Raw genomic sequence first — 21701 nt, forward strand, 5'->3', positions numbered from 1 at the left:
CTGATGAAGCTACGGCTGGCTCGCCGCGCCGTTGGTGACGCCGTGGTGGTGGCAGTCGAGGGGGAGCTCGATCTGTTCACCGCCCCGTTCCTGCGAGACGAGGTCCGTGACGCCATCAAGCTCGACAGCCCGAGGCTGGTCCTCGACCTGGCCGCGCTGTCGTTCATGGACTCCAGCGGCCTGTCGGTGCTGATCGAGGCATGGCGGCTGGCCACGGGGGAGGGCGGCGGGGTCTGCCTGGCCGCGCCGCAGGGCCCGGTGGCGCGGATCCTGCGCACGACGGGGCTCGACCGGCGGATAAAGGTCTACCCCGACGTCGGCAGCGCCGTGGGAGAGATTTAGCCCACCCCGAGTAGAACTTCATTCGGTATCCGCGTTAAAGTCCGCTCATGGACCTGAACGGAGCAGCAGCAATCATCTCGGGCGGTGCCAGCGGCCTCGGCGAGGCCACGGCCCGCGACCTCGCGGCGCACGGCGTCACCGTGGTCATCGCCGACCTCAACGAGGAGCGCGGCAAGTCCCTCGCCGACGAGCTCGGCGGGGTCTTCGTCAAGACCGACGTCTCCGACGAGGAACAGGTGCAGGCGGCCGTGGACGCGGCCGTGGCGACCGGCAGGCCGCTGCGCATCGTGGTGAACAGCGCGGGCATCGGCTGGGCCACCCGGACGGTGAACCGCGACGGCTCGCCGCACGACCTGGCGTCCTACCGCAAGGTCATCGAGGTCAACCTGATCGGCACCTTCAACCTCATGCGCATCGGCGCCGCGGCCGTCGCCAAGACCGAGCCGGTCGACGCGGACGGCCAGCGCGGCGTGGTCGTCAACACCGCCTCCGTGGCGGCGCTGGAGGGCCAGACCGGACAGGTCGCGTACTCGGCGTCCAAGGGCGGCATCGTCGGCATGACCGTCCCGGCCGCCCGCGACCTGGCCGCCGTCGGCATCCGCGTCAACACGATCTGCCCGGGCATCATCGACACCCCCATCTACGGCTTCTCGCCCAACGCCGAGGAGTTCAAGGCCAAGCTCGTAGCGCCGGTGGTCTTCCCCAAGCGCATGGGCCAGCCGTCGGAGTTCGCCCACCTGGTCCGCTCGCTGATCGAGAACGACTACATGAACGCCGAGACCATCCGCTTCGACGGCGGCATCCGCTTCCAGCCCAAGTAGGAGTCACCGGTGTCTGACGAGGTTCTGGTCGACGTCGACGGCGGCGTCGCCGTCATCACGATCAACCGCCCCCAGGCCAGGAACGCCGTCAACGGCGCGGTCGCCCGGGGCATCGCCGCGGCGCTGGACGAGCTGGAGGAGCGCAAGGACGTCTCCGCCTACGTCCTGACCGGGGCCGGCGGCACCTTCTGCGCCGGCATGGACCTGAAGGGCTTCCTCACCGGCGACTTCCCGGTCGTCGAGGGCCGGGGCTTCGGCGGCATCGTCGAGGCGCCGCCGAAGAAGCCGATCATCGCCGCGATCGAGGGCTACGCCCTGGCCGGAGGCTGCGAGCTGGCGCTGGCCTGCGACATCATCGTGGCCTCCGAGGAGGCCAAGTTCGGCCTGCCCGAGCCCAAGCGGGGCCTGGTCGCGGGGGCGGGCGGCATCATGAGGCTGCCGCAGCGCATCCCGTACCACATCGCGATGGAGATCGCCCTGACCGGCGACCACTTCCCGGCCTCCCGGCTGTACGAGGTGGGGCTGGTCAACCACGTCACGCCCGCGGGCGAGGCACTGGCCAGGGCACTCGAACTGGCGAAGAAGATCGCGGCGAACGCCCCGCTCGCGCTCGCCGCGACCAAGCGCGTGATCGTCGAGTCCGCCGACTGGAGCGGGGAGGAGATGTTCCGGAAGCAGGGCGAGATCATCAACCCGGTGTTCGGCTCCAAGGACGCGATGGAGGGCGCGGCGGCCTTCGCCGAGAAGCGCGCTCCGGAGTGGAAGGGCGAGTAGCCCTCCGGCGGCCGGTGGCCGGTGGTCACCGGCCGGTGATCGGTGATCGGTGATCGGCGGCCACCGGGTGGTGATCGGTAGACCGGGTGGTGATCGGTAGTCGGTGGCCGGTGGTCACCGGCCCCCCGGTCACCGGCGCCCCCGGTGGTCGGCGGCCGCCGGGTGGCGCCGGCCACCGGGTGCGGGCGGTCCGGCGGCCGGAGGTCACAGGTCCGCGGCCGGGTGTGATCGGGATGGTCACGCCCGGCCCATTCATGGCCGGGAGTGCGTACGGTAAAGGTGTGGACAGGTGCGGCGGGGGCACTTGCCGTCCACGCGACCGCTCCGAGGCCAGGAGAGTGCATGAACGATCACGCGACCCGGATCACCCCGACCACCCCCTCCACGGGTGAGCGCCTCAAGCGCAAGGCCGGCAGCCTGGCAGCCGGCGCGGCCGGTGCCGCGATGCTCGTCATCGTCCTCGTCGCGGGCATGTGGGCGATCGAGGTGGCCGACTACGTGCTGCCCGTCGACTTCGACGCCTACGGCATCCGGTCCTGGGACCTCGAAGGTCTGAGTGGCGTCGTCGTCGCGCCCTTCCTGCACGCGGGCTTCGGCCACCTGATGGCCAACTCGCTGCCCCTGCTGATCCTCGGCTTCCTCGCCGCGCTGCGCGGGATCGGCCGCTTCCTGGCCGCCAGCCTGATCATCATCGTCGTCAGCGGGCTGGGCGTCTGGTTCACCAGCTCGCCGACCACCGTCACGGTCGGCGCGAGCGGGCTGGTGTTCGGCTACTTCGGCTTCGTCGTCGCCCGGGGCCTGTTCGACCGTCGCGCCCTCGACATCGTGATCGGCATCGGCGTCGCCGTGGCCTACTACTCGATCATCTGGGGCGTGCTCCCGGGCGAGGCCGGCATCTCCTGGCAGGGACACCTGTTCGGGCTGGTCGGCGGGGTCGTGGCCGCCTGGGTCCTGCGCCGCAGGCGCCAGGCCGTCGCCGCCTACTGAGCCACCGGGGTAGTGCCAGGTCTACCCCGGATCCTCGCTCCAGCGCCAATGTGACGGCCGGGCCGCGCCGGTTGGATCGAAGGCATGACGACGACTGACACGGCGACGGCCCGCACCACGACCGACACGGCGACGACCGGGGGCGCGGCCTCCGCCTTCCGGTTCCCCGGCCGCTGGCCGGAGGGGGCCGGGCTGGTCCTGGGGCCGGTCCTGATCCTGGTGGGCGTGCTGCTGAAGATGGGGCCCGGCGACTTCTTCCCCGACCAGCTCGCGGCCTTCGCCCGGAGCCCGGCGCTGATGACCGCCTCCTACAGCGCGTTCGTCGCCGGGGTCGTGCTGCTCTGCCCCGCGGTCCTGGCCGTGACGAGGCGGATCGGGGCCTCGCACCCCCGCTGGGCGCTGTGGGGCGGGGCGCTGACCGTGGCGGGGCTGTTCGCCCGCGTCTTCCACGCGGGGGTCAACCATCTGGCCGCCCAGCTGGTGGAGGTGCAGGGGCTGGAGGCCGCGCGGCAGGCGGTGAGCGACCAGTACACGTCCTTCCACGTCTTCCAGACGCTCAACGTCGCCGTCCTCGCCGGGTGGATCGTGCTGGCCGTCGGCGCCTGGCGGGCCGAGATGTTCGGCGCCGGCGTGCCGGGGATCGCGCGGTCCGTCGCGCTCGGGCTCATGTCGGCCATGCCGCTCGGCGTCCTCAAGGGCACGGGCCCGATGTCGGTCCTCGCCGCGGCCGGCCTGTGCGTCGCGCTGGTGCCGTCCGGCGTCAAGGTGCTGAAGGACGGCCCGGCGCCCAAGTGGTGGGCCTACCCGCTGGTGGTGGCCGCGGGGGCGGCGGCCGTGCTCCTCGGGACGGCGGGGTAGGGACGCCCGGGATCCCGCCCCCGCCACATGTGGCGGTCCCGGGCCTCGCCGTCCGGGGTCCGGTGGTCCTGGGCCCGGTGGTCCCGGGCCTCGCCGTCCCGGGTGCGGCGGTCCCGAACGGCCGGTCCGGGCGGGTACGGCGGGCGCGGGCGGGTACGGCGGGCGCGGGCGTCACATCCCCGGGAACACCCGGCGCAGGTCGTCAAGGGTGACGCCGGTGACGGTCACGGAGGCGGGGGTGTGCTCGGTGGCCAGCCGCCCGCTGAGCAGGCGCAGCCACGCCTCGGCGGGGGCGGACAGGACGATGTCCGCCGGCTCGGCCACCTGGCTGAAGCCGACGGTCTCCCCGAGGGTGAGGCCGAGGACGCGCTCGGGCTCGCTCGTCTCGACGCGGAGGGTGGCCTGCCGGGGGTCGAGGGCGTCGGGTTTGCCGACGAAGCCGACGATGAAGCCGAGCGGCCCGGCGTGCAGGTCGGTCAGCGCCTCGACGGCGTCCGGTGCGACGGTGGCCCGGGGGTCGAAGGCGATCTTGACGTCCCAGGCGTGCAGGGCGGCCTCGTTCAACCGCATCCCGGCGGCGAGGGTGACGTCGGCGGGCGACGGCAGGAAGCCCAGCCTGATCTCCAGCCGCTCGCGGGTGCCGGCGTCGAGGCCCTCGTAGGCGGCGACGAGCTCCGCGTTGGCCTCCAGGAAGTCCTCGGCCTGCTCCCGGGGGGCCTTGGCGTTCCAGCGGCTCCACACCGACTCGTTGAAGTCCTGGCCGGGCGCGTCGTGGCCGGCCAGCGCGGCCCGCAGGACCGCCAGGCTGATCTCCGCGCCGCTGCCGAGGTGGCTGAGCACCTGCGCGACGGTCCACTCCGACGCGCCCGAGGGCCGGGCGAGGCCGGCGGGGTCCAGGCCGCGCACGAGCGCGGCCAGGTCGTCGTTGTTGGTGCGCAGGGCCGCGATGGTCCTGTCGGCAAGCGTGGTCATGGCTCTCCCAGCGCGAGGGGATCTCGTCATGTCGCGGCCGGACGGCCGTCCGATCCGGCGCTCCTGCATGTCTCGACGCGGCCGGGCGGGCACCCGCCCGGAGCTCTCGACACGTCCGGCCGGACGTCCGGCCGTCTCCACCATGCGGCCGGGCGGCCGTCCGCCCGGGCGTCTCCTCTCGGAAGTACCCGCGGTCATCTGGCGTATCACTATCGTCTTGTGCCGCGGCGCCCGCAACGGAATGGCCCCCCAGCAGGCAGCCCATGACTTTAGGGGGACTAAAGTCGGCGGGACGGCCGCCCGGCCGGGAGGAGATCACCTGTGGACGACATGCCCCTCGAAGACATCACCGCGATCGCCGACCCGGTCGAACGGGCCCACGCGGCCGGTCTGGCCATGGCCGCCCAGCAGGACCTGGTCGCCGGGCTGGCCCGGCTCCGCCGCGAGGCCGTCGCCGAGGCACGGGCCGCGGGGGTCCGCCAGGAGGCGATAGCGCGGCGGCTCGGAGTCACCCCCGGCCGGGTGTCACAGATGAGGCCGGCGGGCGCCAGAGAGGCCGTGGACGGCCCCGCAGGGCCGCCCCGGGGGCCCAGGGTGGTGGTCCGGCGCGCGCTCCCCACAGAGCCCGCGGTGCGCGGCTCCGCGTCGCTCTTCATGACGGAGGCGGACCGGCAGGGCATCAGGGCCGGCCGCCGCATGCTCTACGTCGGCCCCGAGCCGGCCTCCGGCCACGTCGCCGCCGCCCTGCGCGTCGAGCCCGGCACCGAGGTCCTGGCCCGCCGCAAGCTGCTGCTCGCCGACGACGTGCCCGTGCGGATCGCCACCAGCTTCTTCCGCCTGGACCTGTTCGGCGGCACCCCGATCGCCGCCCCCGATTTCGTACGGCCGAGCCTGCAGGCCGGGATCGAGGCCCTCGGCCACCGGTTCGGCCACGCGGAGGAGCACCTCGTCGCCCGCCCGCCGGCCGGGTCCGAGGCCGGCACCCTCCAGCTCGACCCGGGCGAATGGGTGGTGCAGGTCCTGCGGGCCGGCTACGGCGACGACGGCACCCCGGTCCACACGCTGGAGACGATCTGTGCCGCCTCCCGGCACGTCTTCCCCATCGCCCAGGTGACCGGGGCCGACGAGTTCTGACCGCCGGGCGACGGGTTCTGCCCGCCGGGCAGGGGTCCGGGCCGGCGGCGCGGGGCCCCGGCGGCGGGCCGTACCGGCGTGGCGGCCGGTGGCGGCGTCAGGCGTGGACGCGTTCGGCGGGGGAGGTCCGCAGCAGGCGGTCGATGAAGGCCAGGCCGATGGCGGAGGCGACGAAGGCCAGGTGGATCAGCGTCTGCCACATGATCTTGTCGTTGGGGGTCTCCCTGACCCTGATGAAGGTCTGCAGCAGGTGGACCGAGGAGATGCCGATGATCGCGGTGGCCAGCTTGACCTTGAGCACGTTCGCGTTGACGTGGGAGAGCCACTCGGGCTCGTCGGGGTGGCCGTTGAGGTTGATGCGCGAGACGAAGGTCTCGTAGCCGCCGACGATCACCATGATCAGCAGGTTGGAGATCATCACCACGTCGATGAGGCCGAGTACGGCCAGCATCACGGCGACCTCGGGGGTGTAGTCCGGAGGGAGCGCGCCCTGTGCGATCTCGGACACCAGGTGCCAGAGCTCGACCATGAACTGGTAGACGTAGATGCCCTGGGCCACGATCAGACCCAGATACAGCGGGACCTGCAGCCACCGGCTGGCGAACATCAGATAGCCCAGGCTGCGGGCCTGGGACGAGGCGGTCTCCGAGGTCGAACTCACGCGCAGAACTCCCCTTGACGATCTTTTGGGGACACTCTACGGATATAGATCACTCGGGGACGAATCGGGGATTCAGCAACGATCTTCGCCGTTCCCGGTGCCCGGGGGCAGGCCGTACGCCTCCCCCCGGGGCACGGGCGGACCGGCTAGAGACGCTCGACCACGTGGTCGATGCAGACCGTCAGGGCCTCGATGTCGTCGGGGTCGATGGCCGGGAACATCGCGACGCGGAGCTGGTTGCGGCCGAGCTTGCGGTAGGGCTCGGTGTCCACGATGCCGTTGGCGCGCAGCACCTTGGCGACCTGCGCGGCGTCGACGCCGTCGGCGAAGTCGATGGTGGCGACCACGTTGGAGCGGAACTCCGGAGCGGCGAACGGCGTGGTGTAGGAGGTCTTCTCCGCCCACGTGTAGAGCCGGCGGGCCGACTCGGCGCTGCGGGCGGTGGTCCAGGCCAGGCCGCCGTTGCCGTTCATCCACTCGATCTGGTCGGCCAGCAGGAACAGCGTGGAGACCGACGGGGTGTTGTAGGTCTGGTCCTTGGAGGAGTTGTCGATGGCCACCGGCAGGCTGAAGAACTCGGGGATGTAGCGGCCGCCGCCGGCGATCTCCTCGACCCGGGCGAGCGCGGCCGGGGACATCAGGGCGATCCACAGGCCGCCGTCGGAGGCGAAGCTCTTCTGCGGGGCGAAGTAGTAGACGTCGGTCTCGCTGATGTCGACGGGCAGGCCGCCGGCGCCGGAGGTGGCGTCGACCAGGACGAGCGAGCCGTCCTCGCCCACGCGCCTGATCGGCATCGCGACGCCGGTCGAGGTCTCGTTGTGGGTGAGCGCGTAGACGTCCACGCCCTCTTCGAGCCGGGCCTCGGGGTGGCTGCCGACCTCGGACTTGATCACGGTCGGGTCGCCCAGCCACGGGGCCTTCGCCACGACGGAGGCGAACTTGGAGGAGAACTCGCCGAAGTGCAGGTGCTGCGACTTCTCACGGACGAGCCCGAAGGCGGCGATGTCCCAGAAGGCGGTGGTGCCGCCGTTGCCGAGGACGACCTCGTATCCCTCGGGGAGCGAGAACAGCTCCGACAGGCCCGCGCGGACCCGCCCGACGAGAGACTTGACCGGCTTCTGGCGGTGGGAGGTGCCCAGCACGCTGGACCCGGAGGCGGCGAGAGCCGAGAGCTGCTCGGGGCGCACCTTCGAGGGCCCGCAGCCGAATCGGCCGTCGGCGGGCTTGATGTCAGAGGGAATCACGATGTCAGCCACCTGACCAGCCTACTGAGCCTTCCGGCCGGCCCAGGTCGAAGTCCGGATTGTGAGACGGGCGAGTCTGGAATCCGGGACCCGGTGCCCCGGGCCGCGGAACGCGGAACGGCTGCCGCGCGGACATCGCGCGACAGCCGTACGGGACGTCGGTCAGACGGAGTCGAGGACCTCGGCGGCGCCGGGGACGTCGTTGACCGAGCGCTGTGCCGGACCCACATAGTTGGCGCTGGGGCGGACGAGCCTGCCCGTGCGCTTCTGCTCCAGGATGTGGGCGGCCCAGCCCGCGGTGCGGGCGCAGGTGAACATGGAGGTGAACATGGAGGAGGGGACCTTGGCGAAATCCAGGATCACCGCGGCCCAGTATTCGACGTTGGTGGCGAGCACCCGGTCGGGCTTGCGGGCGTGCAGTTCGTCCAGGGCCGCCTTCTCCAGGGCCGCGGCGACCTCGTAACGCGGCGCGTCGAGCTCCTTGGCGGTACGGCGGAGCACGCGGGCACGGGGGTCTTCAGCGCGGTAGACGCGGTGGCCGAAGCCCATGAGGCGCTGGCCCTTGTCCAGCTCGCTCTGGACATACTTCTTGGCGTCGCCGACCTGCTCGACGCCCTCGATCATGTGCAGCACGCGGGCGGGGGCGCCACCGTGCAGCGGTCCCGACATGGCGCCGACCGCGCCGCTCAGCGCCGCGGCCACGTCGGCGCCGGTGGAGGCGATGACGCGGGCGGTGAAGGTGGAGGCGTTCATGCCGTGCTCGGCCGCGGACGTCCAGTAGGCGTCGATGGCCTTCACGTGCTTGGGGTCGGGGTCGCCCTGCCAGCGGATCATGAACCGCTCGACGATGCTGTTGCCCTTGTCGACCTCGCTCTGGGGGACCATCGGCCTGCCGAGGCCCCGAGAGGACTGGGCGACGAAGCTGAGCGCGGTCACGCTGGCGCGGGCCAGGTCGTCGCGGGCCTGCTCCTCGTCGATGTCGAGCAGCGGCCTGAAGCCGTACGCGGGGGCCAGGATGGCCAGCGCGCTCTGCACGTCGACGCGGATGTCACCGGAGTGGACAGGAATGGGGTACGGCTCGGCCGGGGGGAGACCCGGCTGGAACTTGTTGTCGACCAGCAGGCCCCACACGTTCCCGAAGGACACGCGGCCGACCAGCTCTTCGATGTCGACGCCCCGATAACGAAGGGCGCCCCCTTCTTTGTCCGGTTCCGCGATCTCCGTCTCGAAAGCTACTACGCCTTCGAGCCCGGGTTTGAAGTCGGACATTCTCGGCCGCCTCCCTTTCTTGAAGTCAAAGCCTTGATGTCGAGATACCGGCGGGTCATATTCAACCCTGCGGGGCACAGCGGTGTGCCGCCGGACCCGCCGGAACGCGATCGTCCCAGGTGGGGGCGGTGCGCACGTTCTCCGTCAAGCACGGGAGAATACCTTCCCGTGGATGCCACATCGCGCCCGCCGTCGCTGGCGGGGCTTCGCCGCACCTATCAGGGCCTGCCGTTGCTGGAGGCCGACCTCGCACCCGACCCCATCTCCCAGTTCGCCGTCTGGTTCGGCGAGGCCGTGGACGCCGGGCTCCCCGAGCCGAACGCGATGGTGGTCGCGACCTCCTCCGCGGGCGGCCGGCCGACGGCCCGGACCGTGCTGCTCAAGGACTACGACGAGAACGGGTTCGTCTTCTACACCAACTACGAGTCGCGCAAGGGCCGCGACCTCGCCGAGAACCCGCGGGCCAGCCTGCTGTTCCCCTGGCACGCCATCCGCCGCCAGGTGCGGGTGGAGGGGGCGGTGGTGCGGACGCCGCGAGAGGAGTCGGCCGCCTACTTCGGGTCCCGTCCGTACGGCTCGCGCATCGGCGCCTGGGCGTCGCGGCAGTCGGCCGTCGTGCACTCCAGGGAGGAGCTGGACGCCCGCTACACGGAGCTGGCGGGCCGCTGGCCGGAGGATCCGCCCGTGCCGGACTTCTGGGGCGGGTTCCGGGTCGTGCCGGCGGAGGTGGAGTTCTGGCAGGGCCAGCTCGACCGCATGCACGACCGCCTCCGATACCGCCGTTCGGGCGCCTCCTGGGTCGTGGAGCGCCTGGCCCCCTGACCCTATTACCCGACCTTTACTGATATATCCGCATATGTCCGGCGGATGTAGGGGGCGGTGTGGGGTTCGGGGATTTCGTACGGCGGCTCGCGGTGGACACCCGTCCGCTGGGTGTCCCCGCGTACCGGCGGCTCTGGGCCGGCCAGGGCGTGTCGTTCATCGGCTTCCAGCTCACCTCCGTGGCGGTCAGCGCCCAGATCTACGACATCACCGAGTCGTCGTTCTGGGTCGGCATGCTCGGCCCGGCCAACCTGGTCCCCCTGGTGGTCTTCGGGCTGTGGGGCGGGGCCGTCGCCGACGCGGTGGACCGGCGCAGGCTCCTGCTGGTCGGCGCGCTGATCGCCTGGACCGCCACGCTCGCGCTGCTGGTCCAGGCGGCCCTGGGGATGACGAACGTGGGCCTGCTGCTGGCCACCGTGGCCGTGCACGCCACCGGGTTCGCCATCACCGGGCCGACCCGGGGCGCGATCATCCCCCGGCTGGTCCCGGCCGAGCTCGTCCCGGCGGCCAACACGCTCAACTACCTGTCGGGCGGTCTCGGCACCGTCGCCGGCCCGCTGGTCGGCGGGGTCGTGCTCGCCCAGGGCGGCTACGCCCCCGCCTACCTGATCGACGCGCTGCTGTTCGGCGCCGGTTTCTACGCCGCCGTACGGCTGCCGCGGCTCAAACCGGTCGGCGAGGTGTCCCGCCCCGGCCTCCGGTCGGTCGTCGACGGCCTCAGCTACGTCGCCGGGCACCCGATCGTGATGATGTCGTTCGTCGTGGACATCATCGCCATGGCCTTCGCGCTGCCCAGGGCGCTGTTCCCGGAGATCGTGGCCGAGCGGTTCGGCGGCTCGCCGACCGCGTTCGGCTGGCTGTCGGCCAGCATGGCCATCGGCTCGGTGCTCGGCGGCCTGATGTCGGGCTGGGTGGGCCGGGTCCGCCGCCAGGGCCTGGCGCTCACGTTCGTGATCGCGGCCTGGGGGATCAGCGTCGCCGCCGCCGGGCTGGTGGGCCACCTGTGGGCCATGGTCGCGCTGCTGGCCCTCGGCGGCGCCGCCGACCTGGTCTCCTCCGTATGGCGGCAGACGATCCTGCAGACCCACGCGCCCGACGACATGCGCGGGCGGATGCAGGGGGTGTTCATGGTGGTGGTCGCCGGCGGGCCCCGGCTGGGGGACCTGCGGGCCGGGGCCACGGCGAGCTGGTTCGGGGCCACCGGGGCGTGGATCGGCGGCGGGGTCGCCTGCGCGGTCGCGGTGCTCGCCGTGGGGCTGGCCGTACCGGCGTTCAGGAAATACCGTCCCCTCGCGCGCGACATTTGAGCAGCTCGGGAAGGATTCGGCAAGCCCCGGTGTTGCCGTCCTTTGTCACCGTGGGCGGATCTCACAATAGGGTCGAGGTCCGAGACTTCAGTCCCGCACGGCTCTCACGGGGACGCCGCGCGACGGACACGGCATCGAGATAGGACGGGAGGAGCCTTGACCGCACACGGCCTGATCGACACCACGGAGATGTACCTCCGCACGATCTTCGAGCTGGAAGAAGAGGGGATCGTCCCTCTGCGTGCGCGCATCGCCGAGCGGCTGCAGCAGAGTGGTCCCACCGTCAGCCAGACGGTCGCCCGGATGGAGCGCGACGGTCTGGTCCGCGTCGAGGGCGACCGGCACCTGACCATGACCGACCTGGGCCGCACGCTCGCCACCCGGGTCATGCGCAAGCACCGCCTCGCCGAATGCCTGCTCACCCAGGTCATCGGCCTCCCCTGGGAGGAGGTGCACATCGAGGCGTGCCGCTGGGAGCACGTCATGTCCGAGTCCGTGGAGGCCCGGCTGGTCACGCTGCTGAACAACCCGACCGAGGACCCGCACGGCAACCCCATCCCCGGCCTCGACGAACTCGGGGTCGAGGGCGTCCAGGGCGGCGGCTGGGAGTCCCTGCCGTCGATGGCCGCCGTGGCCGGACCCAGAGATATACCCGTTGTCGTGCGGCGAATTAGCGAACAAGTGCAAAGCGATCCGGCTGTGATGCTTAAACTCAAGCAAGTTGGGATACAACCCGGACGCGAGGTAATGCTCGCGGCGAGCGACAACGGTGTGCGGGTGACAGGTGACGACGAAGCGGAGAGCACTCTTGCGGACCTTCCGCGAGACATCGCCGCGCACGTCTTCGTCTCCACTCGCTGACCTGGGCCCCTCTGCTTGGTTGGATCCCCCTCGGGAGCCCCTTCACTCCCCGGCCGAGACTGCAGCAGGAGCAACCGTGGTTCGCTTTGCGCACACCCGTCCCCGAGGGGTGGTCACCGGATGAAGCGGTGGGGGGATGTGACCCAGGACACCGCCGACCACCTTTCGGCGGGTTCCGTTCTTGATCATGCTGAGATGGCGGTGGTCGTCACCGACAGGTTCAGCAACCTGCTCTACTGGAACCCCTTCGCGGAGAAGCTGTTCGGACGCCCCGGGATACCCGGGTCGCGCGACCAGGCGCTCTCCCTGGGGATCATGGAGAAGGACCATCCGCTCGCCATCGAGCTCGCCAAGCACGTGCTCAAGGGCGGGGTCTGGGAGGGCACGTTCGACGTCAGGCGCGGTGACGGGACGATCGTCTACGTCCGCGCCCAGGCCGTGCCGCTGCGCCACCCGTCGGGGTCGGTGACGGGCATCGTCATCACCGCCCGCGAGGCGATGCGCAGCAACGAGCGGGAGAAGGACCGCTTCGGTCTGCTGGAGCGGATCGGCGAGCGGCTGGCCGGCTCCCTCTACGTCGAGGAGACGCTCAAACGCGTCGCCGAGATGCTCGTCCCGCAGTTCGCCGACCACTGCTTCATCGAGCTGATGGAAGGCGAGCGGATGACCCGGAGGGTCTCCACCCACGTCCAGGGCTGGAGCCCGCCGCCCAACACCTGGGCGCCGCTGGGCGCCGAGATCCGCTATCCGGTGGGCCACTACGCCGACATCGCGCTGCGCCGCCAGGAGACGATCCTGGTCGAGGACTTCTCCCAGACCAACTATCCCAGCCCCGGCGAGGCCAACACCCGCCTGGCAGCCGAGATCGGGATGACCTCGGCCATCGTGGCGCCGCTGTGCGTGCGCGGCGAGGTCCTCGGGCTGATGTACCTGGGGCTGTCCAACCTGACCGACCGGCGCAGCCCGCACTACGACGCCTTCGACCGCGACTTCGTGGGGGCCATCGCCACCCGGGTCGCGCTGGCGGTGGACAACGCCCTGCTGTTCGAGGAGGAGCGGCACACCGCCGAGTCGTTTCAGAAATACCTGCTGCCGCCCGCTCCGCTGCCCGAGCTCGACGGGCTGGAGATCGCGGTCCGCTACTACCCGGCGGCGCCGCTCGCCTCGCACGGGCAGGGCATCCAGACCCAGGTGGGCGGCGACTGGTACGACGTCATCCCGCTGTCGGCGGGCCGGGTCGGCATCGTCATCGGCGACGTCGAGGGCCGCGGGGCCAAGGCCGCCGCGGTCATGGGCCAGCTGAGGGCCGCACTGCGGGCCTTCGCCCAGGACGACAAGCCGCCCGCGGAGATCCTCGCCCGGCTCGACGAGTGGACGCGCATCATCGCCACCCCCGAGCGGGACGACAGCGGCGAGGACATCAGCGTCCCGCCGATCGTCACCTGCCAATATCTGGTCTACGACGCCTGGTCGCGGCAGCTGTCCTTCGCCAACGCCGGCCACGCCCCGCCGCTGCTGCTCAACGACGGGGTCTGCGCCGAGCTCGACATCAAGGAGGTCGGCCAGCCGCTCGGCGTCCGCGCCAAGGGGCTCCACGCCGACCTGGTCTACAAGGAGGAGACGCGGACGCTGCCCCCGGGCGCGGTGCTGCTCCTCTACACCGACGGCCTGGTGGACCGCCGTCCCGTCCGCGACGCCGACGGCGGCAGGTCGCCCAGCGACGAGGAGACCCTCGCGCTGCTGGCCGGCAAGCTCGTCGAGGTCTCCGACTCCTCGGTGGAGGAGATCGCCGAGGCCGCGACGGTCGCCGTGCCCGGCGAGATCGACGACGACATGGCCATCCTCGTGGTCAGGTCCGCCCCCGCCGACCTGGAGGTCGAGGAGCGCACCTTCCCGGCTCAGCCGATCATGGTCGGTGAGGCCCGCCGGATGGCGGCGGAGGCCTTCACCGGCTGGAACGTCCCCGAGGAGCGTGCCGAGCTCGCCTGCCTGCTGGTCTCCGAGGTGGTGACCAACGTGGTGCTGCACGCCGCCAGCGCCAGCATCCCGCGCCGCGAGCTGATGGTGGACGCCCCGATGCCGTTCGACGAGACCTGGGACGACCTCCCCGGCTTCGAGAACGAGATCGTCAACGAGAAGGAGTTCACGCTCCGGCTCCGCCGGGGCGGGGAGTCCGTCTGGGTGGAGGTCTTCGACCAGGACCTGCGGCTGCCCCGCATCCGCAGCGCCGGGGAGAACGACGAGGGCGGCCGGGGCCTCTACCTCGTCGACCAGCTCGCCAAGCGCTGGGGCTCGCGTCCCACCAAGGAGGGCAAGGCCGTCTGGTTCGAGATCCCCACCAAGTCCCGCTGAGCACACCGGCTCGGGTGAGCCCGGCCGGCCGCGACGCGGCCGGCCGGGCCACGGCGGGGCTAGGAGAAGGCACCGATCGGTGCTTGACTCGGGGCATGGAACTGGCCTTCGAACGGCGCGGGGCCGGCCCGCCGCTGGTGCTGCTGCACGGCATCGGGCACCACTGGCAGGCGTGGCTGCCGGTGCTCGACCGGCTCGCCGCCGAGCGGGACGTGATCGCCGTGGACTTCCCCGGCTTCGGTGTCTCCCCGCCGCTGCCGCCCGGCTCGCCGTACACGGCGGAGAGCCTCGCCGACGCGATCGAGTCGTTCTGCGCGATGCTCGGCCTGCACACCCCCCACGTGGCGGGCAACTCCCTGGGGGGATACGTCGCCCTTGAGCTGGCCGCCCGGGGCGCGGTCCGTTCGGCCACCGCGCTGTCCCCGGCCGGATTCTGGAGCCGTGGAGAGCTCGCCTACGCGCGGGCCGTGCTCCGGGCGGCCAGGGCCTCGGCCCGCGCCGCCGGGGCCTCGGCCCGGACGGCGCCGCCGGAGCGGGCCCTGGCCGCCGCGCGGAGCCCGCTGGGCCGCCTGGTCGGGGCGGGCGTGATGGTGGCCCATCCGTCCAGGCTCTCCGCCGAGGCGCTGCTCGCGGCGGTCCAGGCGCTCGGGGACGCCCCCGGGTTCGACGACACCCTCGACTCGTTCGCGTGGACGATGCCCCCGGGTCCGCCGAAGGCGCCGATCACCATCGCCTGGGGCGAGCACGACCGGCTGCTGCTCCGGCGGCAGGCCGTACGGGCCGCCAGGTGGTCGGGGCGGCGGGTGAAGCTGCTCAGGGGCTGCGGGCACCTGCCGATGAGCGACGATCCCGAGCTGGTCGCCAGGGTCCTGCTGGAAGGCTCCGGATAGCGGGCCGGCCGGGCGGCTTTCACCCCTGGCGCCTGGCCGGCCCGCTGTCCGGCCGGGCACCGGGCCTCAGGGCGCGACGGGGCCCTGCCCGGCCCCGGTGCGGCGCAGCACCTCGGCCACCTCGTCGAGGTCCTCAGGGGTGAGGTGGAGATCTCCGGCGCCGGCCCAGCCGTCGACCTGGCCGGGCGTGCGGGCCCCGACGATGGCGCCGGTCACTCCGGGCCAGGCGAGGGCCCAGGCGATGGCCGCCGAGGCCGTGGAGACGCCGTGGCGCTCTCCCACCGACCGCAGGGCCTCGGCGACCGCGAGGTTGGCGTCGAGGCCGGTGGTGAAGTCCGGGTGACCGCGCCGCCAGTCGTCCTCGGGCAGGGCGGCCACCCGCTCCCGGGAGAAGGCGCCGGTGAGCAGGCCCGACTGCATCGGCGAGTAGGCGATCACCGCGGTGCCGTGCTCCCGGGCCCAGGCGATCTCCGGCGCCGCCGAGCGGTTGAGGGCGGAGAAACCGGGCTGGACCGCGTCGACGTGCGCGATCCCTTCGGCGATCTCCAACAGCTCGGGGCCGTGATTGGACAGGCCGATGGCGCGCACCTTGCCCTCCTGCTTCAGGTCCGCCATGACCTGCCAGTATTCCTCCAGCGGCATGGGCTCCGACGCCGCGCTCCCGGCCCCTCCGCTCCACTCCAGGGACGCTCCGGTGTCGGGCCAGTGCACCTGGTACAGGTCGATCCGCTCCACCCGGAGCCGTCGCAGGGAGTCCTCGACCTCGCGGCGGACCTGCCTCATGCTCCGGTCCGGCGCGGCCGACGGGTTGTCCGGGTCCCAGAGGAGCCCGGCCTTGGTGAAGACGTGGGGCCGCTCCGCCAGGCCGGCCAGCGCCCTGCCGACGACCTCCTCCGAGTGGCCCAGGCCGTAGACCGCGGCGGTGTCGATCCAGTTCACCCCGCTCTCCACGGCCCGGTGGATCGCCGCGACCGAGTCGGTGTCGTCGGTCGCGCCCCAGGTGTAGTGCCAGCCCGAGCCGCCGATGGCCCAGGCTCCGAAGCCGACCCTGCTGATGTTCATGTCTGCGATGTCCATGTCGCCAAGTCTGCGAGCGGACGCCCGCCGTACCCAGTGCCGTGCGATGCCTAGGAGTGACAGAACCAGGTTGCGCGGGACCGTTCGGCGGATACTCGGAACATGAACGGACTGGGAGAATTCCTGAGAAGCCGGCGCGGCCGGGGCGGAGCGTCCGGTCCAAGGTGGGGCCGGAGCTGCACGCCCTGCTGGAGGCGATGGAGGGCGTTCCGGCCTATGTGATCGACTACCGGACGCACGTGCTGGCCTGGAACCGTCTCGCCGCGGCGCTGATGGTCGACTTCGGCGCGATCGCCGAGGAGCGGCGAGACTGGGGACGGCTGTGCTTCCTGGACGACCGGACCAAGGAGATCTTCCCGGACTGGGCGGAGAAGGCCAGGGCGACGGTCGCCTACCTGCGGCTCAACGCGGCCAAGCATCCCGACGACCCCCGGCTGACGGCGCTGGTCGGCGAGCTGTCGCTGAAGAGCGAGCAGTTCCGGCGCTGGTGGGCCGATCACAACGTGCGGGACAAGACCCGCGGGACCAAGCGGTTGCGTCACCCGCTGGTGGGCGAGCTCACCCTGCACTTCCAGACGCTCGCGGTGGCCGGCGAGGACGGCCGGTCGCTGATCGCCTACTCCGCCGAACCGGGCTCGGAGTCGGAGGCCGCACTGCGGCTGCTGGCCAGCTGGACGCTATCGGAACGTCTGGCCCCACATGGCGAGCATCACCAGGACGAACACCACCATGACGCCCGCGTAGGCGACCGGGCCGAGCCGTAGGGTCCGCCGGACCCGGTTGAGCCCCCAGGCGAACAGGAACGCCAGGAAGATCAGCAGGATCAGTCCGCTGTCCATCAACACCGCCTCTGGGGAGCCTTCGCTGACCAGTATGCGTCCCCGGTGCCGATCTCGCGGCGATTGAGCACGGACCCGCGTTCCATGGCATCGTTGCGCGACGTGAACAGATCCTTGACGGTAACGCGCATTCTGCTGGCGGCGGCCTTCGCCGCCGGCCTGTCCGCCTGCTCGGCAGGAGGGGAGACGTCCGCCGCCTCGGCGACGCCCACCGCGTCCGCCTCGGTGTCCGCCTCCGCGTCGGTGTCGCAGCTCCCCGCCTCGCAGGAGCCCCAGCCGTCGGAGTCGGCCTCGGCCTCGGCGTCGGCGTCGGCGTCGCCGGGTGACGGGGTCCTGCCGAGGGAGACCGACGCCGTGCTGGTGGGAGACGTCCAGCTCCAGGGGGCGGACTCGATCACGGTGGCGCCCGAGGGGGAGAAGGCGCAGAAGGCGGAGCTCACGCCGTTCACGGTGGTGCTCGACGTGCAGGGCGGCATCTGCAAGCAGGGCGACCTCCCGCACAAGTGCACCGTGGAGCAGCTGAAGAAGGCCCTCAAGGCGGGCACCTCCCTCTACGCCAAGGTGACGATCAAGGACGGGCAGGCCGCCCAGATCGAGGAGCTCGTCGCCGACTGACGGCCGGGCCGTCACGACGGGACCGCCGCGTCACCAGAGGGCGCGGCGGTCCTGTCGTGGGGTGGGCGTCCGTCCGGGAGAGAGCGGTCCGCCGTGGCGCGGATGGTCCGCCGTGGAGCGCCGGAAAGCGGCCGGAGCGGGAGCGTCAGAAGCCGAAGGAACGGCCGATGATCTCCTTCATGATCTCGGTCGTGCCGCCGTAGATGGTCTGGACCCGGCTGTCGATCCAGGCCTTGGCGACGGGATACTCCATCATGTAGCCGTAGCCGCCGTGGAGCTGGAGGCAGCGGTCGATCACCTTGGTCTGCAGCTCGGTGGTCCACCACTTGGCCTTGGCGGCGTCGACGACGCTCAGCTCCTTGGCGTTGAGGGCCCGGACGCACTTGTCGACGTAGTGACGGGCGATCTCCACCTCGGTGTCGAGCTCCGCCAGGACGAAACGGGTGTTCTGGAAGCTGCCGATGCTGCGGCCGAAGGCCGTGCGGCTCTTGCAGTAGTCGATGGTCGTCCGCAGGACGGTCTCGGCCGCGGCCACGGCCATGACCGCGATCGACAGCCGCTCCTGCGGCAGGTTGGCCATGAGCTGGAAGAAGCCCTGGCCCTCCTCCTCGCCCAGCAGGTTGGCCGCCGGGACCCGGACGTTGTCGAAGAACAGCTCCGCGGTGTCCTGGGCGTGCATGCCGATCTTCTCAAGGTTGCGGCCCCGGCTGAAGCCCTCCATACCCCGTTCGACGACGAGCAGGGAGGTCCCCCGGGCGCCCGCGGCCGGGTCGGTCTTGGCGACCACGACGACCAGGTCGGAGTTGATGCCGTTGGTGATGAAGGTCTTCTGGCCGTTGACCACGTAGTGGTCGCCCTCGCGCAGGGCGGTCGTCCTGATGCTCTGCAGGTCGCTGCCCGCGCCGGGCTCCGTCATCGCGACGGCCGTGATGAGCTCGCCGCCGGCGAACCCGGGCAGCCAGCGGCGCTTCTGCTCGTCGTTGGTGAGGTCGACGAAGTACGGCGCCATCACGTCGTTGTGCAGCGAGAAGCCCAGGCCGGAGGCGCCGATCCTAATGACCTCCTCAAGGATCACGCTGTTGTAGCGGAAGTCCGTGATCCCCGCCCCGCCGTACTCCTCCGGCACCCCGAAGCCGAACATCCCGATCTCGCCGGCCTTCTTCCACACCTCACGGGGGACGATGCCGTCCTTCTCCCACTGCGCGTGATGGGGCACGACCTCACGGGCCAGGAACTCGCGCACGGTCTCACGGAAGAGCTCGTGCTCCTCCTCGAAGAGGTCTCGCTGCATTGACTGCCTCCTTGGGGCTCCGTGGACCAGAATACGATTCTGTTACTTCCAGGTACACCCACCCTCGCGACGCCGCCGGGGTCTCCGCCTCCACGTGGACCAGATCACAAGTCCGCCACAGTCCCCTGGGGGTCTTGTCATCTTCCTGCGTCACGGCATCGCGGCACAGTACGATCCGGACCTAGTTGTGATTAGATGACCAGTTTTGCGACCAGACCCGATGATCGGAGTGTGCGGTGTTTCGGTGGGGAGCGGGACTCCGTAGAACAGTCGCGGCGTCAGTCCTAGGGGTGGCGGTCAGCTCCCTGGTCGTCATCTCCAGCTCGCAGAGCTACGCGGAGACCGACAACTACACTTCCGACTTCTTCTGCACCCCTGCTCCGACCGCGATGACTCCTGCCGGCGCGAATGTCTCGGTTAAGGTCTCGATTCCGACGACCGTCTACGTCGGTCAGTCGCTTCAGATCAAATGGACTCTCGGGGATTCGCCTTTCAAGGCGCCGGGTAATTTTGACCAGAAGGCGCGCGTGATCGCCAGGGGCAGTGCTGGGATCTCCGATTATTGGAGTGGCGTCGGGACGCTCGACTCGATGGGTGAGCTCACGATCGCCGAAGCGTTGCAGCAGGGCGCGAAACTGGCTCTACCCACGCTGAACCCGGGATCTTACATCGTCGGGAAGGAGGGAGAGATCAAGGTCACACCAAGGGACCTGACAGTGCAGTTCCTCCCACCCGAGACGGTTCCTACAGTGAATGACAGTGTTGGTGAGGACGGGAACCCCGAAATCAAATATGGAGCGCCTGCTGACTGGACGCGAAGAGCTGACCCTCTGATCGACGATTTCCAGAAAGACGTACATGCGAGTAAATCCGGGAACGCCACCGTAGAGTTCTCTTTTACTGGCACGGGAGTTGAATACATCACTGAACGCGACGACGACATGGGTGAAGTCGAAGTCGTTCTTCAGGAGGCTGGTAAGCAGCCTGCTCCGGCGGAGAAGGTTGACGCCTCCAAGGAAGCTGACAAAACAACTCCAGTTCCAGCAGATGTGAAACGGACCCAGCAAGTTCTCTGGTCGGTCAAGGGATTGAAGTACGGCCGACACACGGTCACTCTCAAGAACAAGTCTCCTGACAAGTACATGATCGTTGACGCCTTCAAGGTCCTGCGTGAGCCCAAGCCGGAGCTCTACACGGATGTGAACGACTTCAACGCCATCTGTAAGCCCACGAAGACCGAAACGGTCGCGGTGAAGGTGGAGAAGGCGTCGGCCAGTCCGTCGCCGACTCCTACCACCAGGACTCCTACTCCGACTCCCACCAACACGTCGCCGAGGCCCACGATCACCACGACGACCACGCCCGCGTCGACGCCCAAGCCGACGCTGACCGTCACGGCGACCGTGACCCCCACCCGGGCCACGCCGACGGCTCCTCAGGTGACCGTGACGCCCACGGGCGGGGCCCAGACCGGTGAGGCTCCTGGGGACGGCCCCTCTGGAATGGCGCTGGTCGGTGGCGGAACGGCGATGCTTCTTGGAAGTGTCATGGGTGGGGTGGCGTTGAAGCGGCGGCGGGCGGCGCACGCGCGCGGCCGGGGTTAGGCAAGGAGGCGCGCCGGATGTATCCAGGGCCCTCGCAGGGCGGTCCCGATCCCTACGGTCATGATCCTTACGGTCACGATCCCCATGGTCACGATCCGTACGGCGTCGGCCGCCCTCCCAAGCCCAGGGGGAGCCTGCTGCTCCCGGTGGCGCTCGTGGCCGGGTCGCTCGGCGGGGTGGCCGCGATCATGGCGGGGCTGCTCACCTACATGACTCCGGTGGCCGACGAGGAGTCCTACGGACCTCCGGCGCCGAATGCGGCGGACACCCTGGTGGTGGAGGACGTCCCCGCTCCGGGGGAGCAGCCGGTGCAGCAACAGCAACAGCAGCCGCCGGAGCAACAGCAGCCGGAGGCACCCGGGCCGGTGCTGCCGTCGGCGGTGGGGCCGGGTGGGCTGGATGTGCCGTTGACGGCCGCCGCGCCCACGGCGCCCCCGCCGTTGCCCGTCGTCCAGCCGCCGGCGCCGCTCAAGAGCGCCGGGGTGAAGCCGTACCGGATCGCCATTTCGAAGATCGGCCTGCTGGCTCCGCTGATGGCGCTGGGGGTGGACGCCAAGAAGGAGATCCAGACCCCGCCGCTGAGCAAGCCGAACCAGGCGGGCTGGTACAAGCACGGGCCGATCCCCGGCCAGCAGGGGCCCTCGGTGATCCTGGGGCATGTGAACACCCGGAGCGGGGCCGCCGTCTTCAGCCGGCTGAAGGAGGTCAGGCGCGGGGACACGATCAAGGTGTCGCGGTCGGACAAGACCATCGCGGAGTTCACGGTCGACGGCGTGGAGCAGGTCAGCAAGAAGGCGTTCCCGTCGAAGCGGGTCTACGGCAACACCGGTGAGGCCACCCTGCGGCTGATCACCTGCGGCGGTGTCTACAACCGCAGGACCGGCCACTACACCGACAACATCATCGTCTACGCGACCCTGTCGAAGACCCGCCGCGTCTGAGCGCGCGGCTCCGGCCCGCGTCCGCCCGCCGTACGGTGGC

21 protein-coding genes are annotated in these 21701 nt (G+C 70.8%); 15 read left to right on the forward strand and 6 right to left on the reverse strand.

Going from position 1 to position 21701, the window contains the following annotated elements; all coding sequences use genetic code 11:
* Positions 1 to 3: 3 nt before the first annotated feature.
* The 5 genes from ACZ6R6_RS24960 to ACZ6R6_RS24980 all read left to right on the forward strand — a co-directional run bounded on the left by ACZ6R6_RS24960 (position 4) and on the right by ACZ6R6_RS24980 (position 3782).
* A complete protein-coding gene (locus ACZ6R6_RS24960) occupies positions 4 to 342 on the forward strand; it encodes an STAS domain-containing protein (protein ID WP_306859771.1) in 339 nt (112 codons plus the stop codon).
* Positions 343 to 389: 47 nt separating this feature from the next.
* Positions 390 to 1163, forward strand: a complete 774-nt coding sequence (locus ACZ6R6_RS24965) for an SDR family oxidoreductase (RefSeq protein WP_470097073.1) — start codon at positions 390 to 392, stop codon at positions 1161 to 1163.
* Positions 1164 to 1172: 9 nt separating this feature from the next.
* A complete protein-coding gene (locus tag ACZ6R6_RS24970; RefSeq protein ID WP_470097075.1) occupies positions 1173 to 1937 on the forward strand; it encodes a crotonase/enoyl-CoA hydratase family protein in 765 nt (254 codons plus the stop codon).
* 342 nt (positions 1938 to 2279) lie between these two features.
* A complete protein-coding gene (locus tag ACZ6R6_RS24975; protein ID WP_306859765.1) occupies positions 2280 to 2924 on the forward strand; it encodes a rhomboid family intramembrane serine protease in 645 nt (214 codons plus the stop codon).
* An 84-nt stretch (positions 2925 to 3008) separates the two neighbouring features.
* Positions 3009 to 3782: a hypothetical protein gene (locus ACZ6R6_RS24980; RefSeq protein ID WP_470097077.1), complete on the forward strand. Its 774-nt coding sequence runs from the start codon at positions 3009 to 3011 to the stop codon at positions 3780 to 3782.
* Between the two features lie 171 nt (positions 3783 to 3953).
* On the opposite strand, the gene ACZ6R6_RS24985 is transcribed toward ACZ6R6_RS24980, so the two are convergent.
* On the reverse strand, positions 3954 to 4754 hold the full coding sequence (locus tag ACZ6R6_RS24985; RefSeq protein WP_470097079.1) for a maleylpyruvate isomerase family mycothiol-dependent enzyme: 801 nt from the start codon (positions 4752 to 4754) through the stop codon (positions 3954 to 3956).
* A 330-nt stretch (positions 4755 to 5084) separates the two neighbouring features.
* Here ACZ6R6_RS24985 and ACZ6R6_RS24990 point away from each other — a divergent pair, with 330 nt between their 5' ends.
* Positions 5085 to 5888, forward strand: a complete 804-nt coding sequence (locus ACZ6R6_RS24990; protein WP_470097205.1) for a GntR family transcriptional regulator — start codon at positions 5085 to 5087, stop codon at positions 5886 to 5888.
* Between the two features lie 97 nt (positions 5889 to 5985).
* On the opposite strand, the gene ACZ6R6_RS24995 is transcribed toward ACZ6R6_RS24990, so the two are convergent.
* The 3 genes from ACZ6R6_RS24995 to ACZ6R6_RS25005 form a co-directional block, all read right to left on the reverse strand.
* Positions 5986 to 6549: a TIGR00645 family protein gene (locus tag ACZ6R6_RS24995; protein WP_470097081.1), complete on the reverse strand. Its 564-nt coding sequence runs from the start codon at positions 6547 to 6549 to the stop codon at positions 5986 to 5988.
* Positions 6550 to 6695: 146 nt separating this feature from the next.
* Positions 6696 to 7805 carry a phosphoserine transaminase gene (gene serC / locus ACZ6R6_RS25000; RefSeq protein WP_470097083.1) on the reverse strand — a complete coding sequence of 370 codons (1110 nt, stop codon included), beginning with the start codon at positions 7803 to 7805 and terminating at the stop codon, positions 6696 to 6698.
* Between the two features lie 150 nt (positions 7806 to 7955).
* Positions 7956 to 9062 carry a citrate synthase 2 gene (locus tag ACZ6R6_RS25005; RefSeq protein ID WP_470097085.1) on the reverse strand — a complete coding sequence of 369 codons (1107 nt, stop codon included), beginning with the start codon at positions 9060 to 9062 and terminating at the stop codon, positions 7956 to 7958.
* Between the two features lie 168 nt (positions 9063 to 9230).
* Here ACZ6R6_RS25005 and pdxH point away from each other — a divergent pair, with 168 nt between their 5' ends.
* From pdxH to ACZ6R6_RS25030, 5 genes are all read left to right on the forward strand, one after another.
* Positions 9231 to 9884 carry a pyridoxamine 5'-phosphate oxidase gene (gene pdxH / locus ACZ6R6_RS25010; protein ID WP_470097087.1) on the forward strand — a complete coding sequence of 218 codons (654 nt, stop codon included), beginning with the start codon at positions 9231 to 9233 and terminating at the stop codon, positions 9882 to 9884.
* 59 nt (positions 9885 to 9943) lie between these two features.
* A complete protein-coding gene (locus ACZ6R6_RS25015) occupies positions 9944 to 11191 on the forward strand; it encodes an MFS transporter (protein WP_470097089.1) in 1248 nt (415 codons plus the stop codon).
* Positions 11192 to 11347: 156 nt separating this feature from the next.
* Complete coding sequence (locus tag ACZ6R6_RS25020; RefSeq protein WP_451927643.1) at positions 11348 to 12052, forward strand: metal-dependent transcriptional regulator; 705 nt, start codon at positions 11348 to 11350, stop codon at positions 12050 to 12052.
* A gap of 120 nt (positions 12053 to 12172) precedes the next feature.
* Positions 12173 to 14404: an ATP-binding SpoIIE family protein phosphatase gene (locus ACZ6R6_RS25025; RefSeq protein ID WP_470097092.1), complete on the forward strand. Its 2232-nt coding sequence runs from the start codon at positions 12173 to 12175 to the stop codon at positions 14402 to 14404.
* Positions 14405 to 14499: 95 nt separating this feature from the next.
* Entirely contained in the window at positions 14500 to 15294 is a 795-nt protein-coding gene (locus ACZ6R6_RS25030) for an alpha/beta fold hydrolase (protein ID WP_470097094.1), read from the forward strand.
* 66 nt (positions 15295 to 15360) lie between these two features.
* Here ACZ6R6_RS25030 and ACZ6R6_RS25035 read toward each other — a convergent pair whose 3' ends face one another.
* Entirely contained in the window at positions 15361 to 16371 is a 1011-nt protein-coding gene (locus tag ACZ6R6_RS25035) for an aldo/keto reductase (RefSeq protein WP_470097096.1), read from the reverse strand.
* Between the two features lie 164 nt (positions 16372 to 16535).
* On the opposite strand from ACZ6R6_RS25035, the gene ACZ6R6_RS25040 reads away from it, so the two are divergent.
* Positions 16536 to 17135, forward strand: coding sequence for an MmyB family transcriptional regulator (locus ACZ6R6_RS25040; RefSeq protein WP_470097098.1), 600 nt, complete (start codon positions 16536 to 16538; stop codon positions 17133 to 17135).
* 177 nt (positions 17136 to 17312) lie between these two features.
* On the forward strand, positions 17313 to 17825 hold the full coding sequence (locus ACZ6R6_RS25045) for a hypothetical protein (protein WP_470097100.1): 513 nt from the start codon (positions 17313 to 17315) through the stop codon (positions 17823 to 17825).
* A 145-nt stretch (positions 17826 to 17970) separates the two neighbouring features.
* Here ACZ6R6_RS25045 and ACZ6R6_RS25050 read toward each other — a convergent pair whose 3' ends face one another.
* Positions 17971 to 19116: an acyl-CoA dehydrogenase family protein gene (locus ACZ6R6_RS25050; protein WP_470097102.1), complete on the reverse strand. Its 1146-nt coding sequence runs from the start codon at positions 19114 to 19116 to the stop codon at positions 17971 to 17973.
* Between the two features lie 290 nt (positions 19117 to 19406).
* Between ACZ6R6_RS25050 and ACZ6R6_RS25055 the strand changes: the two genes are divergently transcribed.
* Together ACZ6R6_RS25055 and ACZ6R6_RS25060 are read left to right on the forward strand one after the other, a co-directional pair.
* Positions 19407 to 20720: a hypothetical protein gene (locus ACZ6R6_RS25055; protein WP_470097104.1), complete on the forward strand. Its 1314-nt coding sequence runs from the start codon at positions 19407 to 19409 to the stop codon at positions 20718 to 20720.
* Between the two features lie 17 nt (positions 20721 to 20737).
* Positions 20738 to 21661: a class F sortase gene (locus tag ACZ6R6_RS25060; RefSeq protein ID WP_470097106.1), complete on the forward strand. Its 924-nt coding sequence runs from the start codon at positions 20738 to 20740 to the stop codon at positions 21659 to 21661.
* Positions 21662 to 21701 lie beyond the last annotated feature (40 nt).

This window comes from Streptosporangium sp. NPDC048886, from assembly GCF_055586905.1.

What these genes read in the sequence shown, in the direction of transcription:
- ACZ6R6_RS24960 (WP_306859771.1), top strand. Translation starts at nt 4, where the DNA reads ATGAAGCTACGGCTGGCTCGCCGCGCCGTTGGTGACGCCGTGGTGGTG.
- ACZ6R6_RS24965 (WP_470097073.1), top strand. Translation starts at nt 390, where the DNA reads ATGGACCTGAACGGAGCAGCAGCAATCATCTCGGGCGGTGCCAGCGGC.
- ACZ6R6_RS24975 (WP_306859765.1), top strand. Translation starts at nt 2,280, where the DNA reads ATGAACGATCACGCGACCCGGATCACCCCGACCACCCCCTCCACGGGT.
- ACZ6R6_RS24980 (WP_470097077.1), top strand. Translation starts at nt 3,009, where the DNA reads ATGACGACGACTGACACGGCGACGGCCCGCACCACGACCGACACGGCG.
- ACZ6R6_RS24985 (WP_470097079.1), bottom strand. Translation starts at nt 4,754, where the DNA reads ATGACCACGCTTGCCGACAGGACCATCGCGGCCCTGCGCACCAACAAC.
- ACZ6R6_RS24990 (WP_470097205.1), top strand. Translation starts at nt 5,085, where the DNA reads ATGCCCCTCGAAGACATCACCGCGATCGCCGACCCGGTCGAACGGGCC.
- ACZ6R6_RS25005 (WP_470097085.1), bottom strand. Translation starts at nt 9,062, where the DNA reads ATGTCCGACTTCAAACCCGGGCTCGAAGGCGTAGTAGCTTTCGAGACG.
- ACZ6R6_RS25025 (WP_470097092.1), top strand. Translation starts at nt 12,173, where the DNA reads ATGAAGCGGTGGGGGGATGTGACCCAGGACACCGCCGACCACCTTTCG.
- ACZ6R6_RS25030 (WP_470097094.1), top strand. Translation starts at nt 14,500, where the DNA reads ATGGAACTGGCCTTCGAACGGCGCGGGGCCGGCCCGCCGCTGGTGCTG.
- ACZ6R6_RS25035 (WP_470097096.1), bottom strand. Translation starts at nt 16,371, where the DNA reads ATGGACATCGCAGACATGAACATCAGCAGGGTCGGCTTCGGAGCCTGG.
- ACZ6R6_RS25050 (WP_470097102.1), bottom strand. Translation starts at nt 19,116, where the DNA reads ATGCAGCGAGACCTCTTCGAGGAGGAGCACGAGCTCTTCCGTGAGACC.
- ACZ6R6_RS25060 (WP_470097106.1), top strand. Translation starts at nt 20,738, where the DNA reads ATGTATCCAGGGCCCTCGCAGGGCGGTCCCGATCCCTACGGTCATGAT.